Source organism: Modicisalibacter coralii (assembly GCF_004117855.1).
GTDB classification, from domain to species: domain Bacteria; phylum Pseudomonadota; class Gammaproteobacteria; order Pseudomonadales; family Halomonadaceae; genus Modicisalibacter; species Modicisalibacter coralii.
In genome coordinates this window covers 78,017-99,787 of record NZ_QWBW01000011.1, presented here as the reverse complement: position 1 = coordinate 99,787, position 21,771 = coordinate 78,017, and the positions used below count along the sequence as shown (strand labels likewise).

The window sequence follows — 21,771 nt, the reverse complement described above, 5'->3', positions numbered from 1 at the left end:
GTACCGCGCAACGCAGCGATGCGCTCGCGCAGGCAGTGATTCAGTGTTTCCTCATTTCAAGGTCGTTTTAATGTCCGAACAACGACGTCCCATCCCCTTTCTCGTCGCCCTGCTGCCCTTCGCCGTGATGATCATTACCATGATGACGACGATCATGATGTTCGACGGCAGCCCTCACGTTCCCCTGCTGATCGGCGCCGTGGCCGCGGGTCTGGTGGCCTGGCGCTACGGCTATGCCTGGGCGGACATCGAACAGTTCGTCTACGACGGCATCAAGAAGGTGCTGCCGGCGGTGATCATTCTGATGCTGGTCGGCCTGCTGATCAGTTCCTGGGTCGCCGGCGGGGTGGTCGGCACGATGATCTACTACGGGCTCGAGTTCCTGTCGCCGGAGTATTTCCTGCCCACCCTGATGCTGATCTGCGCGGTCAGCACGCTGATGATGGGCAGTTCCTGGTCGACCATCGGCACCCTGGGCGTGGCGGGCATGGCCGCGGGCACCAGCATGGGCCTGTCACCGGCGGCCCTGGCCGGGGCGATCGTCTCCGGGGCCTTCTTCGGCGACAAGATGTCGCCGCTGTCCGATACCACCATCCTCGCCTCGGGCATCGCCGGCGCCAACATCTTCGCCCACATCCGGCACATGCTCTACACCACGGTGCCGGGGCTGGTGATCGCGCTGATCGTGTTCTGGATCATGGCCGGCGGGCATGGCGGCGCCGACATCGACCGGGCCATCACCACCGTGATCACCAATCTGGAGGCCAACAGCGTGATCACGCCCTGGCTGTTCGTCATCCCGCTGGCGATCCCGCTGCTGGCGATCAGCAAGGTGCCGGCCGTGCCGACGCTGATCCTGGGCATCGTGATGGGCAGCCTCGCCTACCTGTGGGTGCAGGGCGGCGACGTCGAATCGCTGTTCACGATCCTCCAGGGCGGCTATGTCGCCGATACCGGCAACGCCGGGGTCGACAAGCTGCTCAGCCAGGGCGGGCTCGACGCCATGATGTACACCATCTCGCTGGCGATCATCGCCATGACCTTCGGCGGCATCATGGAAAGTACCGGCATGCTCGACGCCATCGTCGGGCGCATCGTCGCGCTGGCCAGAAGCGGCCGCTCGTTGTGCGCCGTCACCGTGGGCTCCTCCTTCCTGACCAACGTGATCACCGCCGAGCAGTACATCTCGATCATCATCCCGGGGCGCATGTACGCCCACGCCTTCCGCGACAAGGACCTGCACCCCAAGAACCTGTCCCGGGCCCTGGAGGACGGCGGCACCATCACCTCAGCGCTGGTGCCGTGGAGCACCGACGCGATCTTCGTCTACAGCGCGCTGGGCGTCAGTGCCTGGGCCTATGCGCCCTACGCGGTGCTCAATTACACGGTGCCACTGATCTCCATCGCCATGGCGCTGGCCGGCATCGCCATCGTCAGCAACCGCGACGCCCGGTCGCCGGCCCCCGCCTCCCGGTGACCCCCGACGGCACTCCCCGGAGTGCCGTGTGGCCTCCGCCCCATCCGCGGGATCCGCTATCGCAGGTATCACGGATACTCATCAATCGACGCGGCGGGGTGCGTTACTCTGGATCGGCGACGAAAGTCGTATCCGATAACAACAGAGGACTCTCGCTGTGAAGCACCCCATCGCGACACTGCTGACCACCCTGGGGCTGAGCCTTGCCGGCGCGGCCGCGACGGCCCAGGCCGCCGACGAGCCGATCGTGGTCGGCGGCCTCAACTACACCGAACACCTGATTCTCACCTCGGCCACCGCCCAACTGCTGGACGCCCACGGCTACGACGTCGACAAGCGCGACGGCCTGGGCACCTCGGTGCTGCGCCAGGCCCAGGAGAACGGTCAGGTCGACCTCTACTGGGAATACACCGGCAACTCGGTGATCCTGTTCAACGATCAGCCGCAACCCGACACTGCCGCCGAGACCTACGCCACCGCCAAGCGGCTGGATGCGGACAAGGGCCTGGTCTGGCTCGATCCCTCGGACACCAACAACACCTATGCCCTGGCCATGCGCGAGGCCGACGCCGAGCAGCGCGGCATCCATACGCTCTCGGACCTGGCCGCGGCGATGAACGACGGGGCCGGGCTGACGCTGGCCTCCAACGCCGAGTTCTACGCCCGCGACGACGGCCTGCGGCCGCTGCAGGAGGCCTACGGCTTTCGCTTCCCGCGCGCCGACGTCAAGCGCATGGATTCGGGGCTGACCTACAACGCCCTGCGCGACGGCGAGGTCGACGTGGCCCTGGTGTTCGCCACCGATGGTCGCAACGGCGCCTTCGACTTCGAGGTCCTCGACGACGACCAGCAGTTCTTCCCGGTCTATCAGCTGGCGCCGGTGGTCCGCGCGGAAACCCTCGAGGCGCATCCCGACCTGAAGCCACTGCTCAACCGCATGTCCGCCGCCCTGAACGACACGACGCTGATCGATCTCAACAGCCGCGTGGACATCGACGATCAGGACATCGACAAGGTGGCTCGGAGTTTCCTGACCGAACACGACCTCCTCTAGGGAAACCCTGCATAAATGGCTGCGCGGGCAAATCACTTCGTTGTGCGGTGCTCAGGATCCTCACCTATACCCCATAGGCTGCGGTCCCTGCGCGCCGTACGCCTCGTGCTTTACACCGCTCGCCAATTTATTCAGTGCTCCCCTGACCGTTCGTTTCTCCCCCTTTTTCGTCTCACCGTCGGGGCGATGCCGGCATCGCCCCGTTCCGACGACAGGACAGGCCATGTTTCCCAGCGGCAGCCAACCCGACGCCCGGGAAGTCCGCGACTTTCCGCACGCCATCGTCGAGGAGCCGGCGCTCTTCATTCCGTTGCCCGACGGCACGCGCCTGGCGGCGCGCCTGTGGCGACCGGCGGACGCCGACGCACACCCGGTCCCGGCGATCATCGAGTGCATTCCCTACCGCAAGCGCGATGCCACCAGCGCCGACGACGAACGCATGCACCCCTACTTCGCCGGCCACGGCTATGCCGCGCTGCGCATCGACCTGCGCGGCAGCGGCGACTCTGACGGCGTGCTCGAGGACGAATACCTCACCGGCGAGCAGGACGACATCGTCGCGGCGATCGCCTGGATCGCCGCGCAGCCCTGGTGCAGCGGGCGCGTCGGCATGCTGGGCATCTCCTGGGGCGGTTTCAATTCGCTGCAGGTCGCCGCTCGCCGGCCGCCGGCGCTCGCCGCGATCATCGCCGTCGGCGCCACGGTCGACCGCTACCACGACGACGTCCACTACAAGGGCGGCTGCGTACTCAACGAGAACTTCGGCTGGGCGGCGTCGTCGCTGTCGTTCATGTCGCGTCCGCCCGATCCCGCCCTGCGCGACGACTGGCGCGACCTCTGGCGACACCGGCTCGCCCATCAGCCGTTCGTCGCCGAGCACTGGTTCGATCATCAGACGCGCGACGCCTACTGGCGCCACGGCTCGGTGTGCGAGGACTATGCGCGGCTGACCACGCCGATCCTGGCGGTCACCGGCTGGGCCGACGCCTACGTCAACTTCGTCGCCGAGATCGTCGAACACGCCCCGGGGCCGCGACGCGGCATCGTCGGTCCCTGGCCCCACGCCTACCCGCATCTGGCGATGCCAGGACCGACCATCGGCTTCCTCCAGGAAGCGCTGCGCTGGTGGGATCACTGGCTGAAGGATCGCGACACCGGGATCATGGCGGAGCCGCTCTACCGCGTGTACTGCCAGGGCTTCTCCGGCGCCGACCCGCAACGCCGCGACATTCCCGGGGAGTGGCTCGCCGAGACGCAGTGGCCGAGCCCGCACGTGCGCTCGCACACCCTGGCGCTGGGCGACGGCCGACTGCAGGCGCCGGACGATGACGCCACCCACCGCGAGGCACGGTTGTGGGCACCCGCCGACAACGGCCTGCAGTGCGGCGAGTACATCCCTCACAGCAGCGGCCCCGAGATCGCCGGCGACCAGCGCGCCGACGACGCCCATTCGCTGGTCTACGACACTCCGCCGCTGGAAAGCGACACGGTGATCCTGGGACGCCCGGAACTGGCGCTGCGCGTCAGCGTCGACCAGCCCCGCGCCAACCTGATCGTGCGGCTCTGCGACGTATCGCCGGATGGCGTGTCGCAGCGCGTCTCCTACGGTGTGCTCAACCTCTGCCACCGCGACAGCCACGCCGCCCCGTCCGAGGTGCCCCGGGATACCCCGCTCGACGTCACCGTGCGCCTCAACCAGGCCTGTCACCGCTTCGTCGCCGGCCACCGGCTGCGCGTCTCGGTGACCACCGCCTACTGGCCGCTGGTCTGGCCGAGTCCCTACCCGGTCACCCTGACCCTGCACGAGACTGGCTGCCACCTCGTCCTGCCCGAGCGCACCGCGCACGAAACGCCGCCGGTGAGCTTCGCGCCGGCGGTGTTCTCCGGCCCCGTGCAGCATCGCGTGGTGCGCGCGGGCGGCCAGTCCCGGGAGGTCAGCCACTCGCTGACCGACGGCTGGACGCGGCACGCCATCGTCGACGACTTCGGCGAGGTCGCCTACGACCATGGCCTGCGCAACGTCGCCTCGGCGGACGAACGCTACGCCATCCACCCCGACGCGCCGGCTACCGCGACCATGAGCAAGAGCTGGCGGCAGACCTTCCGGCGCGACGACTGGTGCGCCCACACCGAGACCTGGGCACAACTGCGCTGCGACGCCGACGGGTTCTATCTGGAAGCGCGGTTGCAGGCCTTCGAGAACGGCGAACGCGTCATCGATCGACGCTGGATCACGCGGCGCCCCCGACGCTGGGTGTAACGAGCGTTCTCAGCCCTGCCGCTCGCGCTCGAGCCGCCGCGCCAGCAGCGAGGCCACCAGCGGGGTGTCGGCGTCGCGATGGGTGGGCATGGCGAAGCGGGCCCGGGCGATATCGGCGGTGTCGATCGCGGCCACCGCCAGCCCCTCGCCGTCGTCGGCCCGCGCCAGCACGCCGCCGTCGACACCCACGATGCAACTGCCGCCCCAGAACCAGGCATCGCCCTCGGCGCCGTAGCGGTGCGCCATGACCAGCGGCGTGGCGTACATCATGGCGTAGAATTTCAGGCAGAGCAGCCAGTTGCCTTCGTCGTCGAAATCGCCATCGACCATCCCCGTCGCCGCGTTGACCGGCGCGAGCATCACGTCGGGGCGCTCCAGCATGGCCGCATGGGCGAGCCCCGGGTTCCAAAGGTCGGCGCAGATCATCACGCCACAGGCGAGACCGTCGGCGTCGGCCACGGTCAGCGCCTGCCCCTTGCCGAAATGCTTGCCCTCCTCGTGGCCGCCGTAGGTGCACAGGTTGAGCTTGCGATGCACGGCGACGACCCGGCCGTGGCACAGGCACGCCATGGCGTTGGCATACTCGCCACGCCCCACGGTCTCGACGAAGCCCACCACGACGAGCATGTCACCGACCGCCTCCGCCAAGCGGATGAGTCGCGGATCGTCACGGCGCATCGCCACCCCCGGGACCCGCTCCCCCAGGTCGTAGCCGGTCAGCGACAGCTCGGGAAACAGCAGCACATCGACAGCCCGCTGACGGGCCTGCGCGATGAGTCGACGATGGGTCTCGAGATTGGCCGCGACATCGGCCAGCGAGCAGTTGATCTGGGCGGCGGCGAGTCGGTAATTCGCCCTGTAAGCACTCACGTGAGGGCCTCCTGGGAGGTGCATGAAAACACGGAATTATCGTCGACGAGGATACGGCGAAGCCGGGGGATTTCCTATCCAGGGCTCATTGCCACCTCAAATGACTGGCATTGCACATCCCAATGCCCGCTGCGGCGGGCGGCCGAGAAAAGCATGTTATGCTCACTTCATAATTCGAACTTATAAAACGCCTCTCAGATAAGAAATTTCTAAGCACTCAAACGACATACTCGTTCGCCAGTGCGAGGACCAAGCCCGTGGAATTACTGCAATACGTGCTCGATAATCTCGAGCTGCTGGGGACCCTGACCCTGGAACACATCAGCCTGGTCAGCGTGGCCGTGGGGATCGCCACGCTCACCGGCGTTCCCATCGGCATCGCCATCACCAAGAACGAGAGCCTGGCCAAGGGCGTGCTCTACCTGGCCTCGATCATCGTCACCATTCCCTCGATCGCCCTGTTCGGGGTGATGATCCCGCTGCTGTCGATCTTCGGTTACGGCATCGGCTACGTGCCCGCGGTGATCGCCGTGCTGCTCTACTCCCAGTTGCCGATCATCCGCAACACCTACACCGCCATCAACAACGTCGACCCGGCGCTGCGCGAGGCCGCCCGGGGCATCGGCATGAGCCAGAATCAGCGCCTGCGCATGGTCGAGATTCCGCTGGCGGTGCCGGTGATCATGGCCGGCGTGCGGACCGCCGTGGTGCTCAACATCGGCGTCATGGCGATCGCCGCCTACATCGGCGCCGGCGGCCTGGGCACCCTGATCAGCCGGGGCATCTCGCAGTCCGATCCGCGCCAGCTGATCGTCGGCGCGGTGGCCGTGAGCCTGCTGGCGATCGTCGTCGACTACGCCCTGCTGGCGCTGCAGAAGCGCCTGACCCCCAAGGGGATGGAACGCGACGCCACCGCTGCCTGAGCGCGACAACGCCCAATCGACAAGGTTCTGCCATGATACGACTCGACAACCTGACCAAGGTCTTCGATACGCCCAAGGGGGCCGTCGTCGCCGCCGACCATATCTCCATGGACGTGCCCGAGGGGGAGATCTGCATCCTGCTCGGCCCGTCCGGGTGCGGCAAGACCACCACCCTGAAGATGATCAACCGCATCGTGCGCCCCACCTCAGGCAAGGTGTTCCTCGACGACCAGGACACCACCGGCATGGACACCCAGGACCTGCGCCGCAACATCGGCTACGTGATCCAGCAGATCGGGCTGTTCCCCAACATGACCATCGAGGAGAACATCACGGTGGTGCCGCGCCTGCTGGGCTGGGACAAGGCGGCCTACAAGCAGCGTGCCCGCGAGCTGATGGACATGATCGCCATGGACGCCGAGGCGTTCCTCAAGCGCTATCCCAGCGAGCTGTCCGGCGGTCAGCAGCAGCGCATCGGGGTCGCCCGGGCGCTCGCCGCCGACCCGCCGGTGATGCTGATGGACGAGCCCTTCGGCGCCATCGACCCGATCAACCGCGCGGTGATCCAGGACGAGTTCCTCAAGATGCAGGCGGAACTCAAGAAGACCATCATGTTCGTCAGTCACGACATCGACGAGGCGATCAAGATGGGCGATCGCATCGCGGTGTTCCGCGAAGGCCGGCTGGTCCAGTATTCGGCGCCGGACGACCTGCTCTCGGCGCCCAAGAACGCCTTCATCGAGTCGTTCCTCGGCGAGGACCGCGCGCTCAAGCGTCTCAACCTGGTCAAGGTGCGCGAGGTCTTCTCCGACGACCTGGGCACGGTGCGCCCCGACGACACCCTGGAAACCGCCCTGTCACGCATCGACGACTTCGGTTACCAGAACGCCATCCTGATGATCAACGACCGCAACGAGCCCGCCGGGATGGTCACCCGGGCGGTGGCCCGCACCACCCGTGGCTACTGTCGCGATCACTTCCAGGCGGCGCCGCCGGTGGCCCGGCTCGACGACGACCTGCGCAAGGTCGCCTCGCAGATGTTCGCCAACGACACCACCTGGATGCCCTGCGTCGACGACGACGGTCGGGTCTGCGGCCATATCACCCAGCGCGCCATGACCCACCACCTGGGGTCCCGCTATCGCTCGCGCTCGGAAGAGAGCGCCGCGCTGCGTTCGCAACCCGCGGGCAAGGAGTAAGGCATGCCGATTCGCTCGCTGAAAAGCGCCGGGCGCTGGGGGCTGGCGATGCTGCTCTTCGCGGCCGGCGTCTGGGCCCAGCGCAGCGGCATGATCGGGGAGTTCGCCTACTACATTCCCGACATCCGCTACCTGGCCGTCCAGCACCTGTTCCTGACCGCCGTCTCGGGCGGCCTGGCCATCGCCATCGCCGTACCGCTGGGCATCCTGCTCTCGCGGCCGAGCATGAGCCGCTGGGCGGAATCGCTGATGCAGGTGCTCAACGTCGGCACCACCATCCCGACCCTGGCGGTACTCGCGCTGTCGATGAGCTTTCTGGGCATCGGCACCACGCCGGCCGTCTTCGGGCTGACCGTGGCGACGCTGCTGCCGATCACCCGCAATACCTACGTTGGCCTGAAAGGCGTGTCGCCGGCGTTGATGGAGGCCGCCGCGGGGCTGGGGATGTCACCCGCGCAGCGTCTCTTCCGGGTCGAGCTGCCCAACGCCCTCTACGTGATCTTCGCCGGCATTCGCACGGCGCTGGCGATCAACGTGGGCACCGTGCCGCTGGCCTTTCTGATCGGCGCCGGCGGGCTCGGGGAATTGATCTTCACCGGCATCGACCTCTACGACACCGTGATGATGCTCTCCGGGGCCATTCCCACCGCCCTGCTGGCCATCGTCGTCGACGCCCTGATCGCGCTGGTCGCCTTCCTCGTCGTGCCGCGCGGGGTCAACCCGGCGCGCGCCTGATCGAGAGCGGCCATCCGCGCGCCCGACAATAACCGCAAGGAGAACCAAGCCCATGATTCGCACCCTGACCGCAACACTGGCCGGACTCGCCCTGAGCGCCGGCATCGCCGCCACCGCCCAGGCCGACGAGATCGTCGTCGGCGGCAAGAACTTCACCGAGCAGCAGATCCTCACCAGCATGACCACCCAGTACCTGCAGGGGCTGGGTTACGACGTCGACAAGCGCGCCGGGATGGGCTCGGCGGTGCTGCGCCAGGCCCAGGAGAACGGCCAGATCGACCTCTACTGGGAATACACCGGGACCTCGCTGATCAACTACAACGACGAGTCCGCCGAGGGCCTGTCGGCCGAGGAAACCTACCAGAAGGTCAAGGAACTCGACGCCGAGAAGGGGCTGGTGTGGCTCGCGCCCTCCCACGCCAACAACACCTACGCCCTGGCGATGCGCGAGGCAGACGCCGACAAGCGCGGCATCGAGACGATCTCCGACCTGGCCAAGGCGGTCAACGACGGCAAGGCGCTGACCTTCGCCTCCAACGCCGAGTTCTACGCCCGCGAGGATGGCCTGCGCCCGCTGCAGCAGACCTACGGCTTCCGCTTCGGCCGCCCCAACGTCAAGCGCATGGACTCCGGCCTGACCTACCCGGCGCTGCGCGACGGCCAGGTCGATGTCGCCCTGGTGTTCGCCACCGACGGGCGCATCCCGGCCTTCGACTTCCGGGTCCTGAAGGACGACAAGAACTTCTTCCCGGCCTACTCGCTGACGCCGGTGGTACGCCAGGAGACCCTCGACGCCAACCCCGAACTCGACGCGCAGATGGCCAAGCTCTCCGAGCTGCTCGACGACGAGACCATGGCCTCGCTCAACGCCAGTGTCGATGTCGACAAGCAAGCCATCGAGAAGGTCGCCCACGACTTCCTCGAGGAACACGACCTGCTGTAAGCACGCTTCACGATGGCCGCCCGCGAGGCGGCCATCGCGTTTTTAACGCGGCAACGTTTCCAACGCAGCAAAGGGGACGGCATGCACTACCAGGACACATTGCGCGTGGGCGCGGCCCAGATCAACGCCGCGCTGGGCGATGTCGACGCCAACCTGACGCGCCACCACGCGATCATCGGCGAAGGGCGCCGGCGCGGTCTCGAACTGCTGGTCTTCCCCGAACTCTCGCTGACCGGCTACGGGCTCGGCGCCGGGGTGATCGACGTCGCCTTCCCGCGCGAGGACCCGCGACTGCAGGCGCTGGCCGACGCCGCCGGCGACATGCAGACGGTGGTCGGCTTCGTCGAGGAAGCCAGCCCCGGCGAATACTACAACGCCCTGGCGATGCTCCAGCACGGCCAAGTCGTCAGCGTGCACCGCAAGCTCAACCTGCCGACCTACGGCGGCCTCGAGGAAGGCAAGTGGTTCAGCCACGGCGAACGGCTCACGCACACCACCATCCGCCCCGGCTGGACGGCGACGCAACTGATCTGCGCCGACCTGTGGAACCCGGCGCTGGTCCACGCCGCCCTGCTCGCCCGGCCGACGATCCTCTGCGCGCCGATCAACTCGGCGTCGGGCATCGTCAGCGAATCCTTCTCCAACGAGGACAACTGGGTGCTGAACGTGCGCTTCTACGCCATGACCTACGGCACCCCGGTGGTAATGGCCAACCGTTACGGCCCCGAGGGCGACAGCCACTTCTGGGGCGGGTCGCGCATTCTCGGCCCGCGCGGCGAATCGCTGGCCGAGGCCGACGCCGGCGAACAGTTGATCGCCGCCGACGTCTCGCGAACCGCCATCGCCCGGGCCCGCTTCGAACTGCCCACGCTGCGCGATGCCGACACGCCGCTGATCCGCCAGTTGATGGACGGCTACCGCTGAGCCACCCACTCACGTCTTCAGGAACCGCCCCATGAGCCCACTGCCCTTCGACTGGATTCAGGACTTCGACCCCGAGAGCCTGGATGACGCCCATTACCTGCACGCCAGGCGCTGCCTGCTCGACCTGCTCGGCGTGGCCGCCGGCGCGACCCGGACACCGCTGGCGACGATCGCCGAGCGCTTCGTCACCGCGCAGCACGGCGGCGAACGGCCCCTGCTGTTCTCGACGGCGCGCGCCTCGTCGACCGGCGTGGCGCTCCACGGCGGCTGGCTGATCGACGCCCTCGACGCCCACGACGGCCAGGTGCTGACCAAGGGCCACGCCGGCGTGGCGGTGCTGCCGGGCCTGCTCGCCCTGCCCGAGGTGGAGGCGCTGAGCGGCAAGGCGCTGCTGGGCTGGCTGACGCTGGGCTACGAAATCGCCACCCGCGCCGGCATCGCGCTGCACGCCACGGCGTGCGACTACCACACCTCCGGCGCCTGGAACGCCCTGGGCGTGGCGGCGATCGCCTCGCGCCTGTTCGGCCTGGACGCCCCACGACTACGCGAGGCGCTGGGCATCGCCGAGTTCTACGGGCCGCGCAGCCAGATGATGCGCTGCATCGATCACCCCACCATGGTCAAGGACGGCTCCGGCTGGGGCGCGATGACCGGCGTCTCGGCGGCGCTACTGGCCCGGGAGGGCTTCACCGGCGCGCCGGCCGTGACGCTGACCGACGCCGCCGTCGAACCGATCTGGGCCGATCTCGGCCAGCGCTGGTACCTGTTCGAGCAGTACTTCAAGTCCTACCCGGTGTGCCGCTGGGCCCAGCCCGCCGTCGAGGCGGTGCTCGACCTGGTCGACGAGTCCCTGGACGTACGCGACATCGCGCGCATCAAGATCGACACCTTCCACGAGGCCAAGCGGCTGCATACCGTGCACCCCGCCGATACCGAGCAGGCCCAGTACAGCCTGCCCTGGCCGGTGGCCTGCGCGGTGTACTTCGGCACCGTGGACGTCCACGGCGTGACCACGGCGCTGGCCGACCCGGTGGTCCGCGACATCGCGGCGCGCGTCGAGACCCGCGAGGACGCGACGTTCAACGCGCGCTTCCCGGCCGAGCGCTGGGCCCGGGCGCGGTTGCAGCTCAACGATGGTCGTGTGCTGGAGAGCGCGCCCCGCGAGGCGCGCGGCAACCCCACCAACCCGCTCGCCGACGCCGAGCTGGAGGCCAAGTTCCACGCCCTCGCCGAACCGGCGCTGGGGCGTGAACGCGCGACGGCGATTCGCCACGCCGTCGAGACACTGGAAACGCGACCGGCGAGCGACCTGCTCGCGCTGCTGTGACAGGCCATAACGAAAAGACCGGGCCCCCGGGCCCGGTCCTTGTGACTGCGACGGCGAGCGCCGGTCGCTACAGTTCGATGCCCAGCAGCTTGGCGCCGTAGCCCCACAGCAGCACCGTCACGCCCAGCAGCGCCTCGAGTACCAGCACGCCGATGCCCAGCGTGGAGCCGGTGACCACGAAGCCCTCCTCACGGCTGATATCCAGGAAGTTGGGAATGCCCAGATACAGCAGATAGGCGCTGTAGCAGAGCCCCAGCACCACCGCCAGCATGCACAGCCACACCAGCGGGTAGAGCGCGACGACACCGCCGACGAACATCGGCGTGGCCACGTAACCGGCGAAGATGATGCAACGCCGCCGGCTGGGGCGGCTGGAATAGCGCTTCGCTATCCAATGGATCACCGTGCCCATGAAGCCCACCGCGATCAGCATCGCCAGATAGAAGGCGACACCCGCGGCGAAGGCATCGAAGTAATTGAGCCGTATGGTGTGGCCGCCGCCGAAGTCCCAGCCGACCTGGGTGGTACCGATGAAGGCGCACGCCACCGGGATCAGCGCCATGATCAGCACGTGATGACCATAGAGGTGGGTGATCGTCTCCTTCTCGTCGTGGATCTGCTTCCATTCGCGATTCGGATGCGCCAATAGACCCCAAACATGAGTGAGCATGTAACACCTCCTCTATCGACAAGTATTCATCAGGGCCAGAGCCTCATCCCTACCATAGATCACTCATCGACCACTGACCGGCCCTTTTTTGCCAGCCTTGTCAGCCTTTTGCCGAACGCGAGGGGCCGCAAACGCCCGCCTGTCAGCGTCTACCGACGTACAACGGGCCAGCGACGACACGCCCAATTCGCGGGCCCGGAACGACACACGGCGCCTCCCAAGGGGAGGCGCCGTGTGCGTTTGGAGCGGCATCTAAACCGTCAAAAGCCGATCAGTCGCGACGATAGGTCCCGACCAGACGGCTCATGCCCAGAATGTGCGGTTCGAGCTGGTTGAGCAGCTCCGGCTGCGTCAGCCCCTCGGGCAGCTCGGTGAGGGTATCCAGCGCCAGTACCCAGAAATAGTACTGGTGCACCCCGTGGCCCTCCGGCGGCATGGGGCCACCGTAGCCGGTCGCACCGCCATCGTTGACGCCGGTGGTGCCCAGCTTGGTGCCCTCCTCCAGCGAGGTGACGTCCGCCGGCAGGTTGTAGAGCAGCCAATGCACGTAACCGTAGCTGCCATCCTTGACCAGCGGCGCATCCGGGTCGTGGCAGATCACCGCGAACCCCTGGGTTCCCGCCGGCGCGTCCTTCCAGCTCAGGGCCGGGGACAGATCCTCGCCTTCCGCCGAATGGCGCTTGGGAATCGCCCCATTCGGCGCGAAGGCGGGGCTTTCGACGTGCATGCTGGACGGTGCAAAGGGCATGGAGTTCCTCCCGTGGAGTGTGGTGAAACGATAAAACCGGATAATGCCATCACGACGGCTTATCTTTGGAAGATGGTGGCGGCAGTGGCGGATTCAACCCACTACATGCCTGAGGGTCACCGATCAGCGCCGTATACCTTCCTCCCTTCGCTCTTTACATGGCCGTTGGCTTTGCGACGTGCCGCTCAGGTGCATCCACCTGTAATGACCACCGGCCACCGGCCACCGGTCATGAGAGGCTCACTCAATCCGGCAGCCCGCCGAATTCCGGCACTTCCCCTAGCCCTTGGTCCCAGGCAGCCTTGCTGGCTGAAAAGATGTGTGCCGTTGGCAACATGGTGATGTCAGTGTCCAAACACCCCGCCGGCACGACGAGCAAACCGGCGACCTGAGCGCTTGGCAAGGCCGAACCACAAAGCTTGCAAAAGCTCTTGCCATGCCGAGTGCCAGGAAGCGTGAAGGAAGTCACGGCATCGGCACCCGCCAACCAGGTCAATTCAGCTGACCGCGAGAACAGACTTGCCGCATGAGCCGACCCCGTATCCTTTTGGCAGTGGTGACAATGGCACAGATAAAAACTGTCAAATTCACCTTTAATCTCAAAGCTTACTGTGCCACACAGGCAAGAACCCAAGTAATCAGTCATCAAAAGGTTTCCATCGACTATGGGTGAAATGCATATAACGCCCGCAGCACGCGCAGCTTTGGAATGGAGACGCAGCCGCAACGGAAAAGCCGTCGCAGTGCCTGTGATTGCGAGGTGCGAGCTGATCACAGCCGACTTTGCACGGCACTAGAAAATCTCTGTAGAAACTGGAGATTCGCCGATACTGTCTCTGTACCTTCGTATATGTATCGCCATTCCTCAAATGCACCGGCCGCTGCTTCAAGTTCTTTTTGGAAATCCGTATTCGGTAGGCCGATCGACTCCTTGATTGCGTCTTGCTCAGGGGCACTTAGGGTTCCAAACAATTTGTCTAGTTTGTGCCCTGTGGGCTGTGTCCCTTCTCCCAGTGCTATAGCCTTTATTCCAAGCTCAATGGAAAACGCTGCACATACAACACCCGGAACCATGAGGATTTCGACCTGTCCATGACTTGTCTGGCGTTGTTCGAGGGTACGCTGGCATGCGAGATGGAAGCTACGAGAAGAATTCTTTGCTTGGGTAACGTTCATGCATGTTCCTTTCGTTTGTACCGCATCTAACGCCTAAGCTCAGTTGCCACCGGAGCAGCCAAAAGCTGCGGAGGGAGACCAAAGCGCGCCAGCGCTTTGGGCGGTCAACTGCAGCGAATTGTTAGCTTTCATCTTTGCGTCGCCGAATTAGCTACTATATCGAGCACAGCTCTGCGAGACCGATTGAAGCCACCGAAATAAGATGGGTGATATGTTCGAACATTGGTTGAGGGTAAAGTCGGCGCACTTACAAACGATATTGCGCGCTGGGAGTGGGAAGGCGTCGCTGCATTCATGCTCGCTTCGTCAAAACTGAAGCGTATGTCCGAGTCACGATTTGGCCCCGTCAGGAATATCACTAAGTCTGGATGGGTAATTTGTATCTCATCTTCTATTACTCGAAAACATTCTCGTTCAACCATCCGCGCTTTCGAATCCACGCCAGTCTTCCCATTAGGCCGGCCAATTTTATTAATGTTATTCCAAGTGAAATAAATATTTAAATCACTTTCATATTTCGCCAATTCTTTTTCGAAATATCGAAACGCTTTCCAAAATGAGCTCCTTCCGTATCCGCGGTAAAAGTTACCTTGACAGAAAAAACTGTCGTAACCGGCCATTAATTCGCTAGGTTGCCTCACTTTTCCGGCGCCGTCGTGCCAGCCCTTCGTCTCTTGACCAAAGATCATGATGTGATAGTTGGCCTTTTCTAAACGATGTTCGTCAACGGATATAAGGAATGGATTCGTGTAGCAGCTAGAATCCAACTCGCTCAAACGCGAGCTAAGGACACCCCATCTGCTTGCGTATAAATCCATGAGATCTTTGTTCATAAGCAGTCCCGTAGAGCTAACGCCAGCCATAAGCGGCGCCCCGACAGGGGCGTCCGGTGCAGGGCCATCGGCCCGGAATAACCTTAATGGCCTTGTTATGCCTTCACTTTCCGCGATCCGATACGACGAACGCTACCTAAATTTGCCACTTTACTGGGTCCTCTTACAGGGTCATACATTCTGTTTCTGGAAAAACGGAATTCGTACCCAAAGTTCTTATCCTCAACGAGCTCACCGACATTAGCCCGCTGCATAAGCCGCTTTACTATATCGATCTCTGGCTCATTCATTGGGTTGTGCTGCCCTGTGTATTTTTCTGGCTTCTGAGCACAAAAAAACATGCGAGGCTCAGGGTAAATTAAGGTGAATTTTGGCCGCTGCCCTTTAAAATCACAAAGCGTGTAAGAGTATGATTGCAGAACACAATCCAGCAATTTCTTTATAGGTTCACGCCCCACATCGGGTGACTTCACTTCCACAGCAAAACAATCGATTGAAAAGCCCTGATCGATCACGTGTTGCTTGGGCTTACAGAAGAAATCTAAATAGACCACTTCTCCGGTCGGCCAAGCTCCTCCGTACTCTGGAAAAAGTTCGAAGTCATCTTGAAGCAGGTTGACCAACCGTTTTTTGTAATCGTCTTCAGTCATAATTGTGCATAACGCCTAAATCAGGTGCACCGCAGGCGTCACCTGAATTTCCTTGTTAGATTTTTCTCGTGAATTCGTAGTATCCAAAGGTTTCTCTATCAGTAAAGTAGTTTCCTGACATCATATTACGATTTCCATGGCTTAGATGTAGGATTGCTGCACCTTTGTGTTCATTCTTGCTTGTGTAACTAGTTGCCTTTGATTCAGAGCGATACATATAATAAAAAGCAGCCTGGTCTGACTCAGGGTCTTTAAATGGCTTTACTAAAAGAGTTTTTGACTCTGACTCATCAGTAACTAAATCAACGCTGAACTTTATAAATGACTGTTTAATAAAAACCTTACCGTCTTTGCAGCCACTTTTACCGCCCCAATTCCAATGTATTTTAGCTTCCCACTCCCCATTCAAATCAGGAAATAAAAAATTATTAAGCAAAGGGAGTGCTTTCCATATCGTCCTCCACCCTGAAGAAAACAAGTATATTATTAGGAGTTCAAAAACAGTACCGACAGAGAAAGCGACGCGAGTGTCACTAAGTTCGTCGATACCAATTTTTGGCAATAGATAAATTAGGCCTGTGATTATCAAAAAGTAAATTAACGCAAATACAACAATAAGCTTTGTTATCGAAAATAAATTAATCACTGCTTGCTTTCCCAGACAATCTCACCATCTTTGAAGATAACTATCCCATATGAATTACTGACAACAGCAGTTAGTAACACACCAGATACTGTAGACCCCATTAAAGCTGCAACATACCTAGTCCCATAGCCTTTACAATTATCAAAGCCTACTTCTTGATTTATTGGGGGGGCAAAATATACATTCCTATGAGTTATTTCAAAATCACTATTAATCATGTTAAAACCATCATGATTTGGATTTGTTGCTAAGCTACTTTCTAAAATTGTTTTATAAACATCGCCCTCAACAACTTTTGAATGATCGCTCATAAAAAATAGAGGTAGACTCTCAAGAGAATCATAAACAACAATTCCAGTGCCAGTAAACGTATTTCCAGGCACTTCTCCCCTAAGTTTTTGTAGCAAAGTCAAAACACGATCTTTCAACATGTACTCCTAAAATCTAACGCCCGCAGCACGCGCGGCTTTGTAATGAAGGCGCAGCCGCAATGAAAAAGCCGTCGCTGTGCCTGCGATTGTTAGGGCGGTGTATGTATCTTAAGACCACGGATCAAGTTTCTCTGTTTTTCTGGTATCTGAAAACGGTGAATTCCGACTTCACGCCCCTTGGCTGGAAAAATCATGGCGAACATACGCCCATCATCAACGCCATAGTCAGCTACTGCCGCACCCGCGAAAATCGCCTGGTCACTGACGCGTTCAAAGATATGGAACTGTGGTTCGATAACTCGTTTACGCCACTGCAAGTGACCTGAAATAGTTACGGAATCCAAGCGGAACGGGGCAAGTCCCTCCAATCGCAGATAAACCTCGTCATTTGACAGGTCAAGCGTATGAGTATGCGGCCAAGCGGGCCCAGCCATATAACCCTCTGCTTCATTGTGCATGTTGTACGGAAAGGTCTTAAGCACATTACTGGCGGGACTTTGCGTACATAAGAGCCCAGTAGATCGCATCAATACTTCATTCAAATAATCAAGCATCGTCGAATACTGCTGATGATTCTTTCCCTCAGGCGAGAACAGCGGCGTTTCGTCTTCGAACGAGAAAGACTCTGGCCCGGTAGTAGAAACAAAATAGCTCTGCCACTCAGCCCAATATAACAAGCTACTTTGAAAGTGAGCCAAAAATTCGCCGGGTGTTCCAACTCCTGGAAAGTCTGGAAAATTTTCTGCTATTGGACGATCCCAAGGCAGCATGCTGTATAGATCTACTTCGTGCCTCTTTGCCTTGGCCTGAGCCCCATCGGTGTATCCCGAAGTTGAAAAAATAGCTTTGTGAGTAACTCTAGGCATGTCAGCCAACTTCAGAATGAGCTGCTCTACCGCAACTACGTCCAAGGGCTTACCTTCGTGTTTTACCTCAGAGGCTTTGAAAGCAGACACTTCACCGTTTGAGTCAGTGACGGTGACCGTCACATCGACATCACGCTCTTTGCCGGCAGCTTCATCCAAGACCAGGTTCCCGATCGTGACATCGACAGCTTTTGGGTCGTGCCTTAAGCAGCAAAGGCCGACCAGGTACTGAACCATCATTGGTGTGAGCATGTGCATAAACCCTAACAGGTATTAGATAGCGCGCTCGTTTTCCCACTTTAACGAGCAGGCGCGTTCAACAATCTTACCGAGCCAGTCTGTTCGCTCTTAACCTTTTGATTCTAAAAGAATCCTAAGAAAAATTCGGCACGTTATGCAGAATTCGCGTGCCTGCTGCCTTTGCCAGTTCTGGCGCGTTGAAACTAACGCAATCCCCCTGCCCCCTGATCTTACCCACGCTACCGCCAGGCGAAGCAATGAACGCTCCACCGTCAGGGTCATTATGGGAGTATCGGCAAGATCAAACGATACTTAACCTAGCGCGGTTCGGCGTCGAGCGACAGTTCGTCGCATGAACGGTGCTTACACGAAAACGCCCGCGCCGTCGGGGCGGCGCGGGCGTGGTTTCTGGCGTGTGAGTGGCTTACACGGGGATGTTGAACTGAACGACTGCTTGGGCGTTACGTTGCAACCAAGGTGGTGAGATGACCTGGCGACGGGTGTAGAAGCGCACGGCGTCGGAGTCATCGACGTGCGGGTTGCCGAACAGCGCGTCTTTCGATGGCACCGCTATCAGCGGCTTGGCGGCGGGGTCGCGCCGCGCGAGCCGATTTGCAGCGCGGCCTCGCGGCCGCCGTACCCTTCGATCAAGGCTTCCTGGTCGGCGAAGGCCTGCGCATCGACTTCTGCCGGGTCACAGATGCCGTAAAGCACCTCGTAAAGCGCGGCGAGCCGGTCGGCGCAGGCGGGGTCGTGGGCGCGGTCGTTGAACTCGCCCGGGTCGGTGTTGAGATCGAAGAGTTCCGGCTCGAAGCCCTGGTAGTGAATCAGCTTCCAGCCATCCTGACGCACCATGAAGGCGCCGGAGACCGCACCCACGGCGTGATATTCACTGAACACCCCCCGCGAGGGATCGTCCGCCTCCGCGAGAATCCGATACAGGGAGCGCCCGGGGCGCTCGCCGGCGAGCGGTGCGTCGAAGTGATCGATGATCGTCTCCGAGATGTCGATCAACGACACCGGCGTGCGGCATACGCTGCCCCGGGGTAGCCGCGGCCCCGCCACGATCAGCGGCACGGTGACGGATTCTTCGTAGAAGTTGCCCTTGCCCCAGTAACCCCGGGCACCGACGTTATCGCCGTGGTCGCTGCTGTAGATGACCGTGGTGTTCCGGTCCAGCCCGGTCGCTTCCAGCGCGTCCAGGATGCAGCCGATGTTGTGGTCCAGGTAACTGCAGAGCGCGTAGTAGACGCGGCGCGCCATCTGCCGCTCGGCCTCGTCGCGCATTCCCTCGTCGCCGACGAAGGCGAGGGACTCCAGATGGACCCAGGGGTGCTGCTGGTAGCCATCGCGGGGGTGCAGCTTGATCGGCGGCAGGCTCCCTTCCGGGTAGAGGTCGAGAAACGCCTGGGGAACGATCAGCGGGAAATGCGGCGCGACCAGACCGACGTAAAGACACCACGGATCCTGGCGCGCTTCCTGCGCTCTCGCCGCCAGCCACTCCCGCGTCAGGTCGGTCACGGCGGCGTCGTATTGGGTATAGGGGCTGTCGCCCGGCCCGATGTAGTCGCCCAGCATGCGCGTGTCGCGCTGCAACACGCGATCCTCCAGCCGGCGGATCGAGCCGAACACCATGCCGTGACCGTTGGCGACGTGCATCGGCACGTGCTGCGCGTCGAACCCGGTGTCATCCTCGTCGTCGCGGTAGTGAAGCTTGCCAATCGACTCGACCCGAATCCCCTTGTCCTGAAGCGCATGGCCCCAGCCCCGGGGATCGCCGACGTAGGGCATGGCGTTGTCCCACAGGCGAATGTCGTGCACGTGGCGCCCGGTGGCGAACGCGGCCCTGGCCGGCACGCAGATGGGCGATGGCGTATAGGCGTTGGTGAAGCGAACCCCACGCGCGGCGAGGCGATCGAGATACGGGGTGTGGACCTGGACGTCGGCGACCGCCGCGCCAAGCGCCGCCGCGGTGTGTTCGTCGGACAGGATGACCAGCAGATTGCCGGGATCGGACATGGACGTCTCCGATGACAGGAAGTGGTGAAAGAGCGCCAGCCGTCGCGTCGACCGCCGGCGCCCGCCTCGGCGCGAGACTCAGGTGCCGGTTCGGCGCCTGTTGTTGAAATTCGGCCGCACCCGCGTGATCCAGTCCGGGTCCATCTCCGGTGCCGCGGCGACCAGTTCCCGGGTATAGGGCTCGTCGGGATCGTTCAACACGTCGTGCACCGAGCCGCGATTCACGACCTTGCCCTGGCGCATGACGATGACGGTATCGGCGATCTCGCGCACCGTGGCCATGTCGTGGGTGATGAAGATCATGCCGAGGCTGAGTTCCTGCTTGAGCCGCCGCAGGATGCGCAGCACGCCGGCCGCGACGAGCTGGTCCAGCGCCGAGGTGACCTCGTCGCAGATCAACAGCGCGGGATCGGCGGCCAGCGCCCGGGCGATGGCCACGCGCTGTTTTTCACCCCCGGAGAGTTGCGCGGGATAGCGTCGGGCATAGCTGGCCGGCAGTTCGAGCATCTCGAGCAGCTCGGTCACGCGCTGCGCCTGGGCGCGTCCGGTCAACCCCTGGAAGACCTTGAGCGGGCGCCCGATGATGGTGCCGATGCGCTGCGCGCTGTTGAGCGCGAGATCGGGTAGCTGATGGACGAGCTGGATGCGCTTGAGCGTGTCGGGTTGGCGCCTGTCGAGCCGTGGCGGGAGCACGGCGTCATCGAACAGCATCTCGCCGGCCATCGGCGGCAGTAGCCCGCAGATCGAGCGCGTCAGCGTCGACTTGCCCGAGCCGCTCTCGCCGACGATGGCCACGGTCTCGCCGCGATGCACGTGAACGGTGACGTCGTCCAGCACCTTTTCCGAGCCGCTGTAGCTGGCACTCAGGTGGTCCAGACGCAGCAGCGGCTGGGTGTCGGGTTCCGGCACGAACACGGCATCGCGCTGGGTCTGCAGGCCCTCGAGCAGCTCGCGGGTATAGGTCTGCCGGGGATTGGCCAGCATCTCGCGGGTCGCGCCGGTCTCCACCATGTCGCCGTTGCGCATCACCATGATGCGGTCGGCCAGTTGCGCGACCAGCGCCAGGTCATGGCTGATGTAGAGCGCGGCGGCGCCGGCGCGGTCGAGCACCCGCTTGACGCAGCCGAGCACATCGAGCTGGGTGGTCACGTCCAGCGCCGTGGTCGGCTCGTCGAACACCAGCAGGTCCGGGTCGGTGGCCATCGCCATCGCGATCATCGCGCGCTGCAACTGACCGCCGGAGAGCTGGTGCGGATAGCGGTTGCCGATGGTTTCCGGATCCGGCAGGCCGAGCTCGGCATAGAGATCCGCCGCCTTGCGGGCGATGTCCTGCTTCTTCATGCCGGTGCGCAGCCGCAGCACTTCCGCGAACTGCGCGCCGATCGTGTGGGCCGGGTTGAAGTGGCTGGCCGCGGACTGGGCGACATAGGCCACCCGGGTACCGCGCATCTTCTCCAGGATGGCGGTTGGTGCGGAGAGCATCTCCACACCGTCGAGAAAGACCTTGCCGCCCGAGAAGCGCCCGCCATTGCGGGTGTAGCCCAGTGCGGCCAGGCCGATGGTGGATTTGCCGGCGCCACTTTCGCCGATCACGCCGAGGATTTCCCCGCGCTTCAGCGCAACGCTGACGCCGTGAAGAATCTCGGACCAGGTGCCCTCCTTGTCGACTTCGATACGCAGGTCCTCGATCCTGAGAAGCGCCGCATCGGATTCCGATGGTCGCATGGCACGGCTCCTGAACGGGGTGATGTTGGATGTCTGATGGTTGGGCTTCATGGCA

21 protein-coding genes are annotated in these 21,771 nt (G+C 62.6%); 9 read left to right on the top strand and 12 right to left on the bottom strand.

Annotated elements, in window-relative coordinates; all coding sequences use genetic code 11:
• Window positions 1-70 precede the first annotated feature (70 nt).
• The 3 genes from nhaC to D0901_RS07185 all read left to right on the top strand — a co-directional run bounded on the left by nhaC (window position 71) and on the right by D0901_RS07185 (window position 4,791).
• On the top strand, window positions 71-1,477 hold the full coding sequence (nhaC, locus tag D0901_RS07195) for a Na+/H+ antiporter NhaC (RefSeq protein ID WP_129139624.1): 1,407 nt from the start codon (window positions 71-73) through the stop codon (window positions 1,475-1,477).
• Between the two features lie 157 nt (window positions 1,478-1,634).
• Window positions 1,635-2,531, top strand: coding sequence for a glycine betaine ABC transporter substrate-binding protein (locus tag D0901_RS07190; protein WP_129139623.1), 897 nt, complete (start codon window positions 1,635-1,637; stop codon window positions 2,529-2,531).
• A gap of 223 nt (window positions 2,532-2,754) precedes the next feature.
• The gene (locus tag D0901_RS07185) at window positions 2,755-4,791 is read left to right on the top strand and encodes a CocE/NonD family hydrolase (RefSeq protein WP_129139622.1); all 2,037 of its coding nucleotides are present in this window, start codon (window positions 2,755-2,757) and stop codon (window positions 4,789-4,791) included.
• A 9-nt stretch (window positions 4,792-4,800) separates the two neighbouring features.
• On the opposite strand, the gene D0901_RS07180 is transcribed toward D0901_RS07185, so the two are convergent.
• Entirely contained in the window at window positions 4,801-5,661 is an 861-nt protein-coding gene (locus D0901_RS07180) for a nitrilase-related carbon-nitrogen hydrolase (RefSeq protein ID WP_129139621.1), read from the bottom strand.
• A gap of 257 nt (window positions 5,662-5,918) precedes the next feature.
• On the opposite strand from D0901_RS07180, the gene D0901_RS07175 reads away from it, so the two are divergent.
• The 6 genes from D0901_RS07175 to D0901_RS07150 all read left to right on the top strand — a co-directional run bounded on the left by D0901_RS07175 (window position 5,919) and on the right by D0901_RS07150 (window position 11,712).
• On the top strand, window positions 5,919-6,584 hold the full coding sequence (locus D0901_RS07175) for an ABC transporter permease (protein ID WP_129139620.1): 666 nt from the start codon (window positions 5,919-5,921) through the stop codon (window positions 6,582-6,584).
• Window positions 6,585-6,616: 32 nt separating this feature from the next.
• Complete coding sequence (locus tag D0901_RS07170; protein ID WP_129139619.1) at window positions 6,617-7,783, top strand: ABC transporter ATP-binding protein; 1,167 nt, start codon at window positions 6,617-6,619, stop codon at window positions 7,781-7,783.
• A 3-nt stretch (window positions 7,784-7,786) separates the two neighbouring features.
• Window positions 7,787-8,518, top strand: a complete 732-nt coding sequence (locus D0901_RS07165) for an ABC transporter permease (protein WP_129139618.1) — start codon at window positions 7,787-7,789, stop codon at window positions 8,516-8,518.
• Between the two features lie 52 nt (window positions 8,519-8,570).
• Window positions 8,571-9,461, top strand: a complete 891-nt coding sequence (locus tag D0901_RS07160) for a glycine betaine ABC transporter substrate-binding protein (protein ID WP_129139617.1) — start codon at window positions 8,571-8,573, stop codon at window positions 9,459-9,461.
• 81 nt (window positions 9,462-9,542) lie between these two features.
• Window positions 9,543-10,385 (top strand): nitrilase-related carbon-nitrogen hydrolase, encoded by an 843-nt coding sequence (locus D0901_RS07155; RefSeq protein WP_129139616.1) that lies wholly within the window; start codon window positions 9,543-9,545, stop codon window positions 10,383-10,385.
• 31 nt (window positions 10,386-10,416) lie between these two features.
• Entirely contained in the window at window positions 10,417-11,712 is a 1,296-nt protein-coding gene (locus D0901_RS07150) for an MmgE/PrpD family protein (protein WP_129139615.1), read from the top strand.
• Window positions 11,713-11,779: 67 nt separating this feature from the next.
• On the opposite strand, the gene D0901_RS07145 is transcribed toward D0901_RS07150, so the two are convergent.
• The 11 genes from D0901_RS07145 to D0901_RS07095 form a co-directional block, all read right to left on the bottom strand.
• Window positions 11,780-12,382, bottom strand: coding sequence for a Yip1 family protein (locus D0901_RS07145; RefSeq protein ID WP_129139614.1), 603 nt, complete (start codon window positions 12,380-12,382; stop codon window positions 11,780-11,782).
• A 271-nt stretch (window positions 12,383-12,653) separates the two neighbouring features.
• Window positions 12,654-13,130: a YbhB/YbcL family Raf kinase inhibitor-like protein gene (locus tag D0901_RS07140; RefSeq protein ID WP_129139613.1), complete on the bottom strand. Its 477-nt coding sequence runs from the start codon at window positions 13,128-13,130 to the stop codon at window positions 12,654-12,656.
• A gap of 244 nt (window positions 13,131-13,374) precedes the next feature.
• Window positions 13,375-13,776 carry a GFA family protein gene (locus tag D0901_RS07135; protein ID WP_129139612.1) on the bottom strand — a complete coding sequence of 134 codons (402 nt, stop codon included), beginning with the start codon at window positions 13,774-13,776 and terminating at the stop codon, window positions 13,375-13,377.
• Between the two features lie 125 nt (window positions 13,777-13,901).
• On the bottom strand, window positions 13,902-14,306 hold the full coding sequence (locus D0901_RS07130) for a hypothetical protein (protein WP_129139611.1): 405 nt from the start codon (window positions 14,304-14,306) through the stop codon (window positions 13,902-13,904).
• Between the two features lie 128 nt (window positions 14,307-14,434).
• A complete protein-coding gene (locus tag D0901_RS07125) occupies window positions 14,435-15,139 on the bottom strand; it encodes a hypothetical protein (protein ID WP_129139610.1) in 705 nt (234 codons plus the stop codon).
• Between the two features lie 95 nt (window positions 15,140-15,234).
• Window positions 15,235-15,789, bottom strand: a complete 555-nt coding sequence (locus D0901_RS07120; RefSeq protein ID WP_129139609.1) for a hypothetical protein — start codon at window positions 15,787-15,789, stop codon at window positions 15,235-15,237.
• Between the two features lie 55 nt (window positions 15,790-15,844).
• Window positions 15,845-16,435 (bottom strand): Cap15 family cyclic dinucleotide receptor domain-containing protein, encoded by a 591-nt coding sequence (locus tag D0901_RS07115; RefSeq protein WP_129139608.1) that lies wholly within the window; start codon window positions 16,433-16,435, stop codon window positions 15,845-15,847.
• Window positions 16,432-16,866 carry a diadenylate cyclase gene (locus tag D0901_RS07110; RefSeq protein ID WP_129139607.1) on the bottom strand — a complete coding sequence of 145 codons (435 nt, stop codon included), beginning with the start codon at window positions 16,864-16,866 and terminating at the stop codon, window positions 16,432-16,434. The genes D0901_RS07115 and D0901_RS07110 overlap by 4 nt, the downstream gene beginning before the upstream one ends.
• A gap of 89 nt (window positions 16,867-16,955) precedes the next feature.
• Window positions 16,956-17,984 carry a restriction endonuclease gene (locus tag D0901_RS07105; RefSeq protein WP_162500835.1) on the bottom strand — a complete coding sequence of 343 codons (1,029 nt, stop codon included), beginning with the start codon at window positions 17,982-17,984 and terminating at the stop codon, window positions 16,956-16,958.
• Between the two features lie 561 nt (window positions 17,985-18,545).
• Window positions 18,546-19,991 carry a sulfatase family protein gene (locus D0901_RS07100; RefSeq protein ID WP_129139605.1) on the bottom strand — a complete coding sequence of 482 codons (1,446 nt, stop codon included), beginning with the start codon at window positions 19,989-19,991 and terminating at the stop codon, window positions 18,546-18,548.
• A 78-nt stretch (window positions 19,992-20,069) separates the two neighbouring features.
• Window positions 20,070-21,716, bottom strand: coding sequence for an ABC transporter ATP-binding protein (locus D0901_RS07095; RefSeq protein ID WP_129139604.1), 1,647 nt, complete (start codon window positions 21,714-21,716; stop codon window positions 20,070-20,072).
• Window positions 21,717-21,771: the final 55 nt, after the last annotated feature.